This is a genomic window from Tenacibaculum sp. TB-56 (assembly GCF_059716275.2).
This window is the reverse complement of the sequence record NZ_CM201367.1, coordinates 608,988-625,659: the sequence shown is the minus strand read 5'-3', so window position 1 is coordinate 625,659 and position 16,672 is coordinate 608,988. Positions and strand designations below refer to the sequence as shown.

The 16,672-nt window shown below is 34.4% G+C and carries 13 protein-coding genes and 2 pseudogenes; 7 read left to right on the top strand and 8 right to left on the bottom strand.

Annotated elements, in window-relative coordinates:
* Positions 1–28: 28 nt before the first annotated feature.
* The 7 genes and pseudogenes from groL to miaB all read right to left on the bottom strand — a co-directional run bounded on the left by groL (position 29) and on the right by miaB (position 6,621).
* A pseudogene (gene groL, locus AC3VI6_RS03005) lies at positions 29–1,664 on the bottom strand (chaperonin GroEL).
* A 100-nt stretch (positions 1,665–1,764) separates the two neighbouring features.
* Entirely contained in the window at positions 1,765–2,040 is a 276-nt protein-coding gene (locus AC3VI6_RS03000; protein WP_028892451.1) for a co-chaperone GroES, read from the bottom strand.
* 162 nt (positions 2,041–2,202) lie between these two features.
* Entirely contained in the window at positions 2,203–2,547 is a 345-nt protein-coding gene (gene secG / locus AC3VI6_RS02995; protein WP_274634065.1) for a preprotein translocase subunit SecG, read from the bottom strand.
* Positions 2,548–3,300, bottom strand: a complete 753-nt coding sequence (locus tag AC3VI6_RS02990) for a DUF8458 domain-containing protein (protein ID WP_497705117.1) — start codon at positions 3,298–3,300, stop codon at positions 2,548–2,550.
* A gap of 5 nt (positions 3,301–3,305) precedes the next feature.
* Entirely contained in the window at positions 3,306–3,812 is a 507-nt protein-coding gene (locus AC3VI6_RS02985) for an LptE family protein (protein WP_298999168.1), read from the bottom strand.
* Between the two features lie 39 nt (positions 3,813–3,851).
* The gene (locus tag AC3VI6_RS02980; RefSeq protein WP_497705116.1) at positions 3,852–5,084 is read right to left on the bottom strand and encodes a sigma-54 interaction domain-containing protein; all 1,233 of its coding nucleotides are present in this window, start codon (positions 5,082–5,084) and stop codon (positions 3,852–3,854) included.
* Positions 5,085–5,166: 82 nt separating this feature from the next.
* The gene (gene miaB / locus AC3VI6_RS02975; RefSeq protein ID WP_497705115.1) at positions 5,167–6,621 is read right to left on the bottom strand and encodes a tRNA (N6-isopentenyl adenosine(37)-C2)-methylthiotransferase MiaB; all 1,455 of its coding nucleotides are present in this window, start codon (positions 6,619–6,621) and stop codon (positions 5,167–5,169) included.
* Positions 6,622–6,818: 197 nt separating this feature from the next.
* Between miaB and topA the strand changes: the two are divergent.
* From topA to AC3VI6_RS02940, 7 genes and pseudogenes are all read left to right on the top strand, one after another.
* Positions 6,819–9,306 (top strand): annotated as a pseudogene (gene topA, locus AC3VI6_RS02970) (type I DNA topoisomerase).
* A gap of 57 nt (positions 9,307–9,363) precedes the next feature.
* Complete coding sequence (locus tag AC3VI6_RS02965) at positions 9,364–10,524, top strand: formimidoylglutamase (RefSeq protein WP_497705114.1); 1,161 nt, start codon at positions 9,364–9,366, stop codon at positions 10,522–10,524.
* Positions 10,525–10,621: 97 nt separating this feature from the next.
* Complete coding sequence (gene porK / locus AC3VI6_RS02960; RefSeq protein WP_497705113.1) at positions 10,622–11,998, top strand: T9SS ring complex lipoprotein PorK/GldK; 1,377 nt, start codon at positions 10,622–10,624, stop codon at positions 11,996–11,998.
* Between the two features lie 50 nt (positions 11,999–12,048).
* Positions 12,049–12,687 carry a type IX secretion system motor protein PorL/GldL gene (gene porL / locus AC3VI6_RS02955; RefSeq protein WP_298999122.1) on the top strand — a complete coding sequence of 213 codons (639 nt, stop codon included), beginning with the start codon at positions 12,049–12,051 and terminating at the stop codon, positions 12,685–12,687.
* Positions 12,688–12,730: 43 nt separating this feature from the next.
* On the top strand, positions 12,731–14,266 hold the full coding sequence (gene porM / locus AC3VI6_RS02950; RefSeq protein WP_497705112.1) for a type IX secretion system motor protein PorM/GldM: 1,536 nt from the start codon (positions 12,731–12,733) through the stop codon (positions 14,264–14,266).
* A gap of 19 nt (positions 14,267–14,285) precedes the next feature.
* On the top strand, positions 14,286–15,146 hold the full coding sequence (gene porN, locus AC3VI6_RS02945; protein ID WP_497705111.1) for a type IX secretion system ring subunit PorN/GldN: 861 nt from the start codon (positions 14,286–14,288) through the stop codon (positions 15,144–15,146).
* 77 nt (positions 15,147–15,223) lie between these two features.
* Complete coding sequence (locus AC3VI6_RS02940; RefSeq protein WP_497705110.1) at positions 15,224–16,279, top strand: NAD(P)/FAD-dependent oxidoreductase; 1,056 nt, start codon at positions 15,224–15,226, stop codon at positions 16,277–16,279.
* 78 nt (positions 16,280–16,357) lie between these two features.
* Here AC3VI6_RS02940 and AC3VI6_RS02935 read toward each other — a convergent pair whose 3' ends face one another.
* Entirely contained in the window at positions 16,358–16,648 is a 291-nt protein-coding gene (locus tag AC3VI6_RS02935; RefSeq protein ID WP_366936884.1) for a DUF983 domain-containing protein, read from the bottom strand.
* Between the last annotated feature and the right edge of the window lie 24 nt (positions 16,649–16,672).

Genomic DNA, 16,672 nt, shown 5'->3' with positions numbered 1-16,672 from the left:
TAAATATTTAAGTGTCGAGCTTCTCGACTTACATCATTCCTGGCATTCCACCACCCATTGGAGGCATTCCACCACCAGGGTTGTCTTCTTTAATGTCTACTAAAGCACACTCCGTAGTTAAAATCATACCTGCAACAGAAGCAGCATTTTCCAACGCTACACGAGTTACTTTCTTAGGGTCAATAATACCAGCTTCTAACATATCTACGTATGTTTCAGACTTCGCATCGTATCCAAAGTTTTGATTTCCTTCCAATACTTTATTGATTACTACTGAACCTTCTCCGCCAGCATTTTCAACGATGGTACGTAACGGAGCTTCGATTGCTCTGTTTACGATTTGAATACCTGTAGTTTCATCTAAATTATCAGTAGTGATGGTTTCTAACACTTTTTTAGCACGTACTAAAGCAACACCTCCACCAGCTACAATACCTTCTTCTACAGCAGCGCGAGTAGCGTGTAATGCATCATCAACACGGTCTTTCTTTTCTTTCATTTCTACTTCAGAAGCTGCACCTACGTATAATACAGCAACTCCACCAGCTAATTTAGCTAAACGCTCTTGTAATTTTTCACGATCGTAGTCAGAAGTAGTCGTTTCAATTTGTGCTTTGATTTGGTTTACACGAGCTTTAATTTGTGCTTCGTCACCAGAACCATTAACGATTGTAGTATTATCCTTATCAATAGTCACTGTTTCAGCAGTTCCTAATAATTCTAAAGTTGCATTTTCTAAAGAGAAGCCTCTTTCTTCAGAAATTACAGTACCGCCAGTTAAAATAGCGATGTCTTCTAACATTGCCTTTCTACGGTCACCAAATCCAGGAGCTTTAACTGCGGCAATTTTTAATCCACCACGTAATTTGTTTACTACTAAAGTAGCCAAGGCTTGTCCGTCAACATCTTCAGCAACAATTAATAAAGGTCTTCCTGATTGTGCTACTGGTTCTAAAATAGGTAAGATTTCTTGTAAGTTAGAAATCTTTTTATCGAATAATAAAATGTATGGATTTTCTAAATCAGCAATCATTTTGTCAGCATCAGTTACGAAGTACGGAGATAAGTATCCACGATCGAATTGCATTCCTTCAACAACATCAACATACGTATCTGTTCCTTTAGCTTCTTCAACTGTAATTACACCTTCTTTTCCAACTTTACCAAAAGCTTCAGCAATTAAATTACCAATAACAGCGTCGTTATTAGAAGAGATAGAAGCTACTTGTTGAATTTTTTCAGATGAATCACCAACTTCTTTAGATTGTTTTGCTAAATCTTCAGTAATAGCAGTTACTGCTTTATCAATACCGCGTTTTAAATCCATTGGATTTGCTCCCGCAGCTACGTTTTTTAAACCTTCTTTTACGATAGCTTGTGCTAAAACAGTTGCAGTAGTAGTACCGTCACCTGCTAAGTCGTTAGTTTTAGAAGCTACTTCTTTTACCATTTGAGCTCCCATGTTTTCTAGCTCGTCTTCTAACTCTACTTCTTTAGCTACAGAAACTCCATCTTTTGTTACGTGAGGAGCTCCGAATGCTTTAGAAATAATTACGTTACGTCCTTTAGGTTCGTAAAGTTACTTTTACTGCATTTGCCAATGCATCTACTCCACGTTTTAATCCGTCGCGAGCGTCTACATCAAATTTTATATCTTTTGCCATGTTTGTTTTAGTTTTATAGCCGTTAGCTTATAGCTGTAGGCTTGGTTTTTTAGTTTTTGTTTAGTGGGCTAATAGCAAAAAGCTAAAAGCAAAGAAATTTTTAGATGATAGCGAAGATGTCGCTTTCTCTCATAATTAAATAATCTTTTCCTTCCAATTTAAGTTCAGTACCAGCGTACTTTCCGTATAAAACAGTATCACCAACTTTTACAGTTAAAGGTTCATCTTTGGTACCGTTTCCTACGGCTACGATAGTTCCTTTTTGTGGTTTTTCCTTTGCGTTGTCAGGAATGATGATTCCTGATGCTGTAGTAGTTTCTGCTGCAGCTGGTTCAACAAGAACTCTGTCTGCTAAAGGTTTAATGTTTAATCCCATTTTATATATTTTGATTGATTAAATTAAAATTTACTGCTTAGTTTTTGTCAGAAATTATGCCATTGATTTTTTGCTGACAATTTTTCTAAGAGCTTAGGTTTACATATAAAAAAAATGCCAACGTGTCATTTACGTTGGCATTTTTTATGTTTTTATTACAAACTACTGAGCGCTGTCTTTAACAGTATCTGTCGCTGCTGGAGTAGCAGGAGTAGTTGTAGTTTCAATATTGTTTAAAGTGTCATCTAACTGAGGAGTATCAGCTGCATTACCTCTTGGAATGGCAAAGTTTGCTAATAAAATTAAAGCAAACATAGTAATAGCTAATGTCCAAGTAGTTCTGTCTAAAAAGCTGTTTGTATTTTGTACACCTCCAATATTTTGAGCACCACCGCCTCCAAATGATGAAGATAATCCTCCACCTTTAGGATTTTGAACCATCACAATTAAGATTAATGCTATTGCAACAATCAATATTAAAACTAAAAGTAAAGTATACGTTGTCATCTATTTATTGTTTTGTAAAATTTGTATTCTTTTAATTTGGTCTGCAAAGAAACCACTTTTTTCTGGATATTTCAAACTTAAAATTTTATATGCTTGAATTGCGCTATCGTATTTCTTTTGTTCAAGATAAACCTTGGCTAAAGTTTCAGTAGCTAATTGGTTACTTTGTTGGTTGTCGGCTATTTTAACATCAGTTGTAGATGTTTTATTTGGCCGGGATATTTTGGGAGCTGTTTCTATAAAACGATCAATAATAGCTTCGTGTTCAGACTTTATAGGGGGTGTTTCTTTCTCTTGCTTTTTTTCTTCTTTCTGAGGAGGAACAACATCTCTTATAATAGTCTTTTTAGAAGATAATTGTAACCATTGATTAAAGGAAAAGGTTTCGTTTTGTGTAAAAGAAAGTGGTTTTCCAATAGCTAAATCTTCTTTGATAGTTTCAACTTCTGTTGTCTTTTTCTTCGGAAGAATTTTATCTTTTAAGCTAACTTTTTCTTCCTTTTTAGGAGTTTCTTTAAAAGCTTCTGAAGTAATAAAATCAAATAATACTGTTCTGTCAGTTGTATAAGCAGCAGTGATTTTTAATTCGTTATTGTATTTATAGCTTTCTTGGTTTTTTAAAGCCTTTAAACGTAATGCTCTGGCAGATTGAAAATAAGGATACACTTGGATAAGAGCTGTAATTTCTGAAGAGCTTTCTGTCGAAAGTAATTCAGGTTTCTCTAAAAATTGTATGTATTTATCCTTATCCAATTAGTTTACCATTTAGCTACTGAAGCATTAAAAATATCTTGCGTAATACGCTCTATAATTTCATCTAAAGCTGTCTCTAATACCGATCCAGTTAACTGTTGGTTAGCTCCGTAATCGTAATAGAAAGAAAAACGTTTTTCAAAATTATCTTTTTCTTCAAGAGCATTCACAAAGTTTACATTCACAGAAATTGTTAATCTGTTTTGAGCTGCAGTTTGTTGTGCAGTAGCACTCATAGGAGTGATGCGATAATCGACAATTTCACCTGAAAAATGTAAGTCTCCTCCAGCTTTAACTAACGTTAAATTGGTTTGACGAGTAAAGAGGTCTTGTAAATCTTGTGTGAACTTTTGGCTAAGTATTGGTTCAACTAAAGGTGCCTGATTTGAGAAAAAATCAACTTGGATTGTTTTCGCATTTCCTGTGTTACCACCCGTAAAAGAGTAAGCACCACAACCAATAATGGTAGTTAAACCAATAAATAAAGACAGTATATAAAGAGTTTTTTTCATTTGAAATTGTGAGTGAGTTGTAAAAATAAACAAATTAGCTTATAAGTCGTATTGTTTAATTTTTCGGTATAGAGTTCGTTCAGAAATTCCTAATTCTTTCGCTGCTAGCTTACGTTTTCCGTTATTCTTTTCGAGCGATTTACGTATCATTTCAATTTCTTTGTCTTGTAATGATAAACTTTCATCTTCTTCAATAGTTTCAGCATAATCATAATCATCTTGAGGTTGAGAAACTTTTGGTATTTGAACTACTTCAACATTTGAAACTTCTGATAAATCTTGATCCTGATAAATACGTTCAATTAGTCGATGATTTTCTTCTTGGACTTCCTCTAAATTACCACTCTGCATTAAATCGAGTGTTAACTTTTTTAAATCGTTGATATCATTACGCATGTCGAACAAAATTTTATACATAATATCTCGTTCGGTAGCAAAATCTGATTGACTGGTTGATTTTCCTCCAACAATAGCAGGTAAATTACTTTGATTATCAGGTAGGTATTGAACTAATTTTTCAGGAGTGATTAATCTGTCTTCTTCAACAATAGATATTTGTTCCGCAATGTTTTTTAACTGACGAATGTTTCCAGGAAAACTATAGTTTAATAAAATTCTTACAGCATTTTCGTCCAATCGAATGGTTGGCATTCGGTATTTCTGAGCAAAATCGGCTGCAAATTTTCTAAATAATAAGTGAATGTCTTCCCCACGATTTCTCAATGCAGGCAAAGAAATTTCTATAGTACTTAAACGGTAATATAAATCTTCTCTAAACTTTTCTTTAGCAATAGCTTCTTGCATATTTACATTGGTAGCAGCAACAATACGCACGTTTGTTTTTTGTACTTGAGAAGAACCAACTTTTATAAATTCTCCATTTTCCAACACACGTAACAAACGCACTTGGGTAGTTAAAGGAAGTTCACCTACTTCGTCTAAAAAAATGGTTCCTCCATCAGCTACTTCAAAATACCCTTTACGGGTTTGTGTAGCTCCTGTAAATGCTCCTTTTTCGTGTCCGAATAATTCACTGTCAATCGTTCCTTCAGGAATTGCTCCACAGTTAACAGCAATATATTTTGCATGTTTTCGGTGTGATAATTGGTGAATAATTCTCGGGATATTTTCTTTTCCAACACCGCTTTCTCCAGTAACAAGTACTGAAATATCGGTAGGAGCTACACGAATCGCTTTTTCAATAGCGCGATTCAACTGTATATCGTTACCGATAATGCCAAAACGTTGTTTTATAGCTTGTAAATTTTCCATTTCTTTCTTTAGAATAGAGAAAAAAGAATAGAGAGAAAAGATTGTGTCTTTTTTCTTTTCTCTTGACTCTCTTTTCTAAAAATTAGTTATTGTCAGAATACCCAACAGCTGTACCTTTTAAGGTAGTAGAGGTACAATCGTCAATACGTACATTAACAAAATCACCCGTTTTATAATTTTCTTTAGGGAAAACTACCACGGTATTTTGTGTATTACGACCTTTCCATTCGTTAGGATTCTTTTTTGATGTCCCTTCAATCAATACTTCTTGAACTTTACCAAGATTCTCTTTTGTTCTGTATAAACTGTGCTCTTGTTGTAGATCTATGATTTCTTGTAAACGACGTTTTTTAGTTTCTAAGGGAACGTCATCTTCCATTTTTTTAGCAGCTAAGGTTCCTGGTCTTTCAGAATAGGCAAACATAAATCCGAAACTGTATTTTACATGACGCATTAAGTCTAAAGTATCTTTGTGATCTTGTTCTGTTTCTCCACAAAAACCAGCAATCATATCTTGGCTTAATGCCATTTCAGGAATGATTTTATAGATGTTATCAACCAACTCCATGTATTCTTCACGAGTATGTTGACGATTCATCGCCTCAAGCATTGCATTACTTCCACTTTGAACAGGTAAGTGAATGTATTTACAAATATTTTTGTGTTTTGCCATTACGTGAATCACATCCAATGTCATATCCTGCGGATTTGAGGTAGAAAAACGGAAACGCATTTTTGGGAATTCAGTAGCACACATATCTAACAACTGAGCGAAATCAACTGCAGAAGCTTGTGCTAATTCAGATGCTTTTTTGAAATCTTTTTTCAATCCACCACCATACCATAAATAGGAATCAACATTTTGACCTAGTAACGTAATTTCTTTGAAGTTTTTCTCTTGCATACTGCGGATTTCTTCAATAATACTCTTCGGGTCACGACTACGCTCACGACCACGAGTAAAAGGAACTACACAGAATGTACACATGTTATCGCAACCACGAGTAATAGATACAAAGGCAGATACTCCGTTTGAGTTTAAACGTACAGGAGAAACATCAGCATAGGTTTCTTCTTTCGATAAAATTACATTTACTGCATCACGCCCAGCATCAACTTCTTCAATTAAATTAGGTAAATCACGATATGCATCAGGACCCACAACCAAATCAACGATTTTTTCCTCCTCTAAAAATTTCTCTTTTAATCGCTCTGCCATACAACCAAGCACCCCAACTTTCATAGTTGGATTTACCTTTTTAACAGCGTTGTATTTTTGAAGTCTGTTACGAACAGTGGTTTCAGCTTTTTCACGAATAGAACAGGTGTTTACCAGTACCAAATCAGCATCTTCTAAATTTTGAGTGGTGTTAAAACCTTGTTCTGCTAAAATTGACGCCACAATTTCGCTATCGTTCATGTTCATTTGACAACCATAGCTTTCTATAAAAAGCTTTTTGTTGTTTCCTTCTTTGTGTTCTGTAACAAGGGCTTTTCCTTGTTGTTTCTCATCAATTATTTTTTCTACGTGTTCCATAAATCCTAAAATCGTACTAAATAGGGTGCAAATATACAACCAAAAAGTATTATTTGTGACAAATTGACATGGATAGTTTTGTTTAATAAAAGGTAAAGTTTTACTAAAAATTAAACATTAAAAAAAAACTATATACTTTTGCAAACTGAATTATACCTATATTAATAAGGTGTAAAGTGATAATGAGATAAAGACGTATGGCAAAAAATTTAGTAATAGTTGAGTCACCTGCTAAGGCAAAAACAATAGAAAAGTTTTTAGGAAAAGATTTTCAGGTTGAATCGAGTTTTGGACACATTGCAGACTTACCATCTAAGGAATTAGGGGTGAATGTTGAAGGAGATTTTAAACCAAAATATATAGTTTCTACCGATAAAAAAGCGGTAGTAAAAAAACTAAAAGATTTAGCAAAGAAAGCAGAAACTGTTTGGTTAGCTTCCGATGAGGATCGCGAGGGAGAAGCTATTGCATGGCATTTAGCAGAACAATTAAAACTAAAGGAGGAAAACACAAAACGTATTGTTTTTAACTCAATTACGAAGCAAGCAATTTTTAAGGCAATAGAAAATCCACGTACTATTAATTATAATTTAGTAGATGCGCAACAAGCGCGACGTGTGTTAGATAGAATTGTAGGTTATGAGTTATCTCCAGTATTATGGAGAAAAGTAAAACCTGGTTTATCGGCAGGTAGAGTTCAGTCAGTAGCAGTACGTTTAATTGTAGAGCGCGAACGTGAGATAGAAAGTTTTGAAACAGAAGCTTCTTATCGTGTAGATGCAGAGTTTGTAAACGCTGAAGGGAAAAAGTTTAAAGCAAAGTTAGCAAAGAACTTTTCAACCAAAGAAGAAGCAGAAAAATTCTTAAACTCTTGTGCAGATGCAGCGTTTTCGGTAGCAGATTTACAACAAAAACCAGCAAAGAAATCACCAGCACCACCATTTACAACGTCAACATTGCAACAGGAAGCATCTAGAAAGCTAGGTTTTCCAGTGGCAAAAACGATGATGATGGCGCAACGTTTATATGAAGCGGGGTTGATAACTTACATGAGAACAGATAGCGTTAACTTATCTGATGATGCTAAAAATGCAGCGCAAGAAGAAATTATTGCTTCTTACGGAGAGGAATACAGTAAGCCACGTAATTTTTCAACCAAAACAAAAGGAGCTCAAGAGGCGCACGAGGCGATTCGTCCTACAGATATGACACGTCACGAGGTTTCTGTAGATTATGATCAAGATAGGCTATATAGTTTAATTTGGAAACGTACGCTAGCTTCACAAATGAGCGAAGCACAGTTAGAACGTACGGTTGTAAAAATAGACAATACAAAAAACAAGAAGCAGTTTACAGCAAATGGAGAGGTAATTACTTTTGAAGGTTTCTTAAAAGTATATTTAGAAGGAACAGATAATGAAGATGAAGAGCAAGCAGGAATGTTGCCTAAGATGGAAGTAAATGAATCATTGATAAACGAATTAATTACTGCAACAGAGCGTTATACGCGTCCGCCAGCAAGATATACCGAAGCTGCTTTGGTAAAACAGTTAGAAGAGTTAGGTATTGGACGTCCGTCAACCTATGCACCAACAATTTCAACGATTCAAAGAAGAGAGTATGTTGAAAAAGGAACTGTTGAAGGTAAAGAAAGAAACTATATCCAGCTAAGTTTAGCAAATCAACTAGTATCTGAGCAAGTTTTAACAGAACGAGTAGGTTCTGATAAAGGGAAATTAGTTCCGACAGATATAGGAAATATTGTAAATGATTTCTTAGTAGCTAATTTTGAAACAATTTTAGATTACGGCTTCACTGCTAAAGTTGAAAACGAATTTGATGAAATTGCTGAAGGAAATGAGGATTGGACAGCAATGATTAAAGATTTCTACAAAAACTTTCATGTGGTTGTAGAAGATGTTGCAGCGAATGCAGAAAGAGCAAAAGGAGAGCGTTTGTTAGGTATAGATCCTGAAAGTGGTAAAAATGTATATGTACGTTTAGGTCGTTACGGAGCAATGGTTCAGATTGGTGAAGCTACCGATGAAGAAAAGCCACGTTTCGCGAGCTTACAAGGTGATCAAACCATGAATTCTATCACTTACGAAGAAGCAATGGACTTGTTTAAGTTGCCAAAAGTTTTAGGTGATTATGAAGGTATGGAAGTAGAAGTAGCAAACGGTCGATTTGGGCCTTACATTAAATTTGATGGAAAATACGTGTCGCTTGACAGAGATGAAAACCCTATGTCGGTAGATATGGACAGAGCCATTGAATTAATTGAAGCTAAACGTAAAGCAGATGCTCCTATTGGTGAGTACGAAGGAATGCCAATTCAAAAAGGAGTTGGTCGATTTGGCAGCTTTTATCAAATGGAATTCAATTTTTATCAACGTTAACAAAAAATACGATTTTGATAATTTAAGTCAGTCAGATTTAGAAGAGTTAATCGAAGACAAAAAGAAAAAAGAACGCGAAAAACTAATTCATAATTTTGAGGAAGTTGGTATTCGAGTTGAAAAAGCACGTTGGGGTCGTTTTAATGTAATTAAAGGTAAAATAAAGATTGAATTACCTAAAACTACAGAGATTGAGAAGTTAACGCAAGAAGAGGCAGTTAAGATGATAGAGGCAAAAACTCCAAAAAAGAAAACCGCAAAGAAGAAAGTAACCAAAAAGAAATAAAGAAGCGTTCTATAAAAAATAGTTTGCTATATTAGCACCCTAAAAATCCCCCAATAAATGAATATTGACTTCTTTACACCTATCGAAGAATCTGTGGCTGCTCACGTGCTTGAGCAAGCACCTTCAGCATTAGGTAAGATAGTTCAACTTCATACTGTTGAAAATGGTTTTCCAGATTTAACAGACGTTTCAATCGCTATTTTAGCAGTTAAAGACGGAAGGGGATCCGTAGGTAATGAAGGTTGTGGAAATGGTTTAGACCAAATTCGTAAACATTTTTATCAGTTGTATGCTGGTAAATGGACTACCCAAATTGCTGATTTAGGAAATATAGAAAAAGGAAATACCGTAGAAGATACTTATTTTGCGGTTAAATCATCAATAGAATTCTTACTGAAGAATAATATTTTGCCGATCATCATAGGTGGTGGGCAAGATATTACCTATGCGAATTATAGGGCTTACGATAATTTAGAACAAACCGTTAATTTAGTAGCGGTTGATAGTCGATTTGATTTAGGCTCGTTAGAAGAAGAGCTTACATCAAAATCGTATGTAAGCAGAATTGTTATGGAAGAACCTAACAATCTTTTTAACTTCAGTAATATAGGATATCAAACCTATTTCAACTCACAAGAAGAAATAGAATTGTTAGATAAATTGTATTTCGATGCTTATAGGTTAGGAGAAGTAAAAGATATTACTTTAGTAGAGCCTATAATGAGAGATGCAGATGTGGTGAGTGTAGATATAGCAAGTATTCGCCAAAGTGAAGCGCCAGCAAACGAAAATGCTTCACCAAACGGATTTTATGGAGAAGAAATTTGTGCAATAGCACGATATGCAGGGATAAGTGATAAAGTAACTTCTTTCGGAATTTACGAGTACAATGTTATGTTAGACTCCAACAGTCAAACAGCAAAATTGATAGCTCAAATAATTTGGTACTTTATAGAAGGAATGAACTCTAGAGCAAAAGATTATCCGTTTGCAACCAAAGAAAGTTATCAAAAATTTACCGTGCTTTTAAGCGATGACGACCCAATAAACTTTTATAAAAGTGATAAAAGTGGTCGTTGGTGGATGGAAATAAATTTAATATCGAATAATAAACACAAAAGACATGCGTTAATACCATGTAACTATCGAGATTATGAACTCGCATTACAGCAAAAAACACCTGAAAGGTGGTACAAGGCTTTGCAAAAGCTTGTTTAAAAGAAAGTTGCCTAATGTGTGAAAAAATATAACTCGTAATTGTTTTTTAATAAAAAAAATAATAGGTTTACGCCTCTTTTATAAGAAAAGATATAATATGAAAAAAATAGCATTACTTGCATTATTGGTGTCTATCATCTACTCTTGTGGTTCAAGTGGAGATAGAGGAGAGTTAGTAGGAGTAAAGTCTACAAGAAAATGGTTTGCCGAAAAACCATACGGAATGGCTAAAATACCAGGAGGGTCTTTTACTATGGGTAAACAAGATGAAGATCCTATGGGAGCTATGAATGCACCAACTAAAACGGTAACTGTACAACCATTTTACATGGATGAAACAGAAATTACAAATAGTGAGTATAAAGCATTCGTATTCTGGGTAAGAGATTCTATTACAAGAACTAAATTAGCGTACCAAGCAGAATTTGCATCAATGGGAGCTGGTGAAGGAGAAGGAGCAGGAAGAGCAGAAGGTATTCAATTATATGCGTTTGCATCAAAAGATACAGTAAATGAAACTCCTTACGAAAAGTACATGCGTGAAAACTACTACGAGTTAGGAGCTGGTTTAGATTCTTTAAAACCATTAAACTGGGAAGAAGAAATTATTTGGGAAGCACCTGAATACCCAGATGCTGATTACGTAGAAGTAATGGATTCTTTATATATTAAGAAAGATGAGGCTTTAAACGGAATTAGAACATTCAATACTAAATTATTAAACTACAGATACTACTGGTTTGATAACGAAGCAGCAGCAAGAACAGGGAAGAACAGAAAAGATTTCTTAAAGAATGAAGTAATTAACGTATATCCAGATACCACAGTTTGGATTAAAGACTTCAACTATTCATACAACGATCCAATGCACCAAGAGTATTTTGCTCACAAAGCATACGAAAACTACCCAGTAGTAGGTGTAACTTGGAATCAAGCAAAAGCATTTTGTAACTGGAGAACTCAAACTAAAAATAACTTCCAACGTTCAAGAAGAAAGTTAGGATTAGTACCAGCGTTCAGATTACCAACAGAGGCTGAATGGGAATATGCAGCTCGTGGAGGTTTAGACTATGCTAAATATCCTTGGGGAGGGCCAAGTACTACAAGTGATAGAGGATGTTTCTTAGCAAACTTTAAACCAGTACGTGGTGACTATGCAGCAGACGGAGCTTTATATACGGTAGAAGCAATGTCGTACAATCCAAATGAATATGGATTATTCAATATGGCAGGTAATGTTTCTGAATGGACAAATACAGCGTATAACCAAATGTCTTACTACATGGGGTCTACAATGAACCCGAACGTAGAGATTAAGGAAAATAGAAGGAAAATTATCCGTGGAGGTTCATGGAAAGATGTAGCCTATTTCTTAGAAGTAAGTTCTCGTGATTGGGAATATGCAGACACAGCAAGAAGTTATATCGGATTTAGAACTGTTCAAGACTATTTAGGAACAAACAAGAGTAATTAAGAAGAAAACAAGAATAAATATTAATCCCCAAAAATTTAAAAATTAAAATTATGGCACAATCAAAATCAACTAAGAAGATGTTCAATATGGCTTACGGTTTAGGAGCCGCAGTAGTTATCATTGGAGCATTATTTAAAATTTTACACTGGCCTTTTGGAAATGAAGTATTAATGATAGGTATGATTGTGGAAGCAGCAGTTTTCGCATTATCAGCTTTCGAAGCAGTAGAAGACGATTTAGATTGGACTAAAGTATATCCAGAATTAGCAGATGGACAACCAACAGGAAAAAAAGCAAAAGAAACGACTCCTGCTGAAGCACAAAGTATGTTATCTCAAAAATTAGATAATATCTTAAGTGAAGCTAAATTAGACGCACAATTAGTATCTCGTTTAGGAGATAGCATTAAGAGTTTTCAAGGAGCGGTAGAGCCATTAGCATCAGCTTCTCAATCAATTTCAGCTACAAACAGCTATAACGAACAAATGTCTAGAGCAGCAGCTCAAATGGAATCTTTAAACAGTTTATACCAAACTCAAGTAGAGAATGCTAGTAAGCAAGCTGATTTAAACTCTGCTATGGTTGAAAACTCTCAACGTTTACAAGAGCAAATGCAATCGTTAGCAACGAACTTATCTTCGTTAAATGGAGTTTACGGTGGAATGTTATCTGCAATGTCTAACAAGTAATTAATTAGTTTATCTAAATAATTAACGAAACAAACTAATTAATATGGCAGGAGGAAAACTATCACCAAGGCAGAAGATGATTAACCTGATGTACTTAGTATTTATTGCAATGTTAGCAATGAATATGAGTAAAGAGGTATTATCAGCCTTTGGATTAATGAATGAAAAATTAACCGAAGCAAACATAAAGTCAACAGAAAAAAATAAAACGGCTTATGAAACTTTAGCTCAAAAAGCTGCTGAACAAGCAAAGCAGTATGGAGAGGCTAAAGAAAAAACAGATAAGCTAAAAGTAGCTGCGGATGAATTACATGCATATGTTGGAGATTTAAAGAGCCGGATGACAGGTGATTTAGAAGATAAAACAGCATATGAAACAATGGATAAGTCTAAGTTTTTAGACGAATTATTCTTTAAAGGTGGAAAAGTAACTGAAGCTGGTAAAGAATTTGTAGCTAAAATTGACGGATTTAGAAATCAAGCAATGACAGCTTTAGAAGGAACAGATGTTGCTGATGTAGTAGCAGCTCGTTTCAGTACAGAAAAAGTAACTAATAAAGATGGAGATAAAATCGATTGGTTAAAGTATAACTATGAAGGTTTCCCATTAATTGCTTCTTTAACAAAATTAACTCAAATTCAAGCAGATATTAAAGCTACAGAATCTGATGCGTTAACAGCGTTATTACAAGGAGAGCTTGAAAGTGCAGTTTCTATGACCAAGTATGAGGCTATGGTTGTTTTCGATAAGAGCGCGTACTATCCAGGAGAAAACTTATCAGGTAAGATTGTTTTAGGAAAGAAAGACCCTAACTTAACTGCAGAGAAAGTTATCGTAAATGGTGAAGAAATTGAGAAAGAAAAAATTCAAGCAGGTCAAGTTATCTTAGACGGTCCAGCAGGAAACGTAGGAGATAAAGAATTAAAAGGAGAGTTCCAATTTAAAGAAGGAGATTCTATTGTTAAGATAGATATCAAAGGAGCGTATGCTGTAATTCCAAGACCAAACGAAGCATTAGTTTCAGCAGATAAGATGAATGTAGTATATCGTGGTTTATCTAACCCATTAACTATTTCTATTCCAGGAGTACCAAGTAATAAAATTAGTGCATCAGCTCCAGGTTTAAAAAGAGTAAGTGGAGATAAATATGCAATGTATCCAGGTAAAGGAAGCGAAGTAAATATCGTTGTAACTGGTACACCAGCAGGATCAGATAAAGGAGTACGTTCTGTAAAGAAATTTAGAATTAAAGACATACCACCAGCGGTAGGTATGGTAAGAGGACAATACGGTACAGTAAAAATGCCAAAGGCAAGTTTAGGAAATGTTAGTGTTGCAGCTGGTTTACCAGACTTCTTATTCGATTTAAAATTAAACGTATCTAGCTTTAAAATTAAAGTTCCTGGTCAAGTAGCTATTCCAGTTAACGGAACCAGATTAAGTCCTAGAGCAAAAGCAGCGTTATCAAAAGCTAGAAGAAATGATGTAATTACTATTTTTGATATTAAAGCATCAGTTTCTGGCTCTAATTATAGCATCAAAAAAGTATTACCTGTTGCTATAGAAATTACAAATTAATAAGTAAAAACAAGAAAGTATGAATTGGAAGCGTTTTTATATGGTTTTATTCGCATTTGCAGCAACAAGTTATGCAAGTGCACAAGCTAACCTTTTAAATGCTAAAAAGGTAGATGAAATTGGATTTAAATCTGAAGCACAAATCGCTTCAGAAGATGACAAACCACTTCCTTATGGCTATATTAGTGATAGAGATGTGTTATGGTCTAAAGTGGTGTGGGAATATGTAGATTTAAATCAAAAAATAAATCTGCCATATTATTTTCCAATTGATACTATGAATGCCGGATTAACAAGACGTTCGTTATTCGATACTCTATTAAAAGGAATTAAAAATGGTGAAATTAAAGAAGTTTATAACGACTCTTATTTCACTACTAAAATAGGGATGGAGGAAGTTAAAGTAATGACTTATAACGAGCGCCAAAATGGTGATTATGTTGATCCTTACTATGTACAATCTCAAGATATCAAAGGATATATGTTAAAAGGTCTATGGTATTTTGATAAGCGTCAAGGTGAGTTAAAGTATCGTTTATTAGCCTTAGCTCCTATGGGACCAGACGTACAAGTAATGGGAGTTGAAGAAATTGACGATAAAGAAAATGTATACGAATTGTTCTGGGTATATTTTCCAGATGCAAGAGAAACTTTACACAATTCTAAAGTATTCAATCCTGAAAATTCAGCACAACCACTTTCTTATGACAACTTGTTAAACGCAAGACGTTTTAATTCTACAATTCTAAAGGAAGAAAATATTTATGGAGACAGAGCTATTTCTGATTATATCCGTGGAAACTCTTTATTCCAATTATTAGAAGCGAATAGAATTAAAGAAGGTATTCGTGATCGTGAAATGGATATGTGGAATTACTAGAATTCTGCTATATACATAAACAAAAAAGAGCTTGCATTGCAAGCTCTTTTTTGTTGTAATAATAGTATTTTTGAAGTATGAATAGAAAGGTAGATTATATAGTTGTTGGGTTAGGACTGTCAGGAATAGCATTAGTAGAAAAACTGATAGAGAATAACAAGAGTTTTGTAGTTTTTGAGAACAACTCACAAGTATCATCTGTAGTAGCAGGAGGGGTTTATAATCCTGTAATTTTAAAGCGATTTACACCTGTGTGGAACGGACATGAGCAGTTGCAAAAAGCACTTCCTTTTTATAAAAAGTTAGAAGAAAAATTAAACATAACGTTAGATTATAGTTTCAAGACAAAAAAGGTGTTTACAAGTGTGGGGGATGAGAATAATTGGTTTATAGCTTCAGACAAGCCGATGTTATCTCATTATATGAATCCTACGATTCAAAAAGAAAAAATTAAAGGAGTAATTGGCGATTATGGATTTGGAGAGTTAACAGGAACAGGAAGAATAGATACACCATTGCTAGTTACTGCCTATAAAGAGTATATCAACTCCTTAGGGAATCTTGTTGAAGAAGCTTTTGACTATTCAAAATTAAATGTTGAAGAAAATTCAGAAGTTCAGTACAAAGATATCATTGCTAAACAGGTTGTGTTTAGTGAAGGTTTTGGATTGAAAAAGAATCCGTTTTTTAATTATTTACCATTGAACGGAACTAAAGGAGAAACAATAACTATTCATGCACCCGACTTACAAATTGATTTTTTGTTAAAAGGAAGTGTTTTTGTAATGCCTTTAGGAAATGATAACTATAAAGTTGGAGCAACGTTTAATTGGACAGATAAAACCTCTATTCCAACAGAAGAAGGGAGAAAAGAGTTGGAAGATAAGCTTCAGAAAATTATTTCCGTGCCTTATACAGTGATAGAGCAATCAGCAGGAATACGTCCTACGGTAAAAGATAGAAGGCCTTTAGTAGGCGTTCACCCTAAATACGCTCAATTAGCGGTTTTAAACGGTTTAGGTACACGTGGAGTTATGGTAGCGCCAACTGTTGCTGAAAATTTGTTTAATCACCTTGAAAACGGTGAAAAACTAGATAGTGAGATTGATATTAAAAGATTTTTAGAATCTTAGATGATTGGATTGTTAGATCGCTAGATTTTTTGATTTAGTTTTTGTAGGCTAAAAGCAAAGAGCTAATAGCCAACAAGACTACTTTTCTGATTGTAATTCTTTAGCATCTTTTTTGTAACTCACGAAAAGGTTAATCCATATAATTCTTGAAAGACGAATAGTAACTGGAGTTAAGATTAAAGAAACAATTACAATAGCAATAAAACTATGTAAAATAGACAATCCGATAAAAACCTTTGCTATAATAAAAATAGCAACAAAAAGTGCTACTGCCAATGCATAATTAACATACATGGCGCCAAAAAAGAAAGAAGGTTCCATCATGTATTTAAAGTTACACTTAGGGCAATTTTCGTGTAACGTAGTCATTTTTTTTGGGTTGAAATTTAGCTT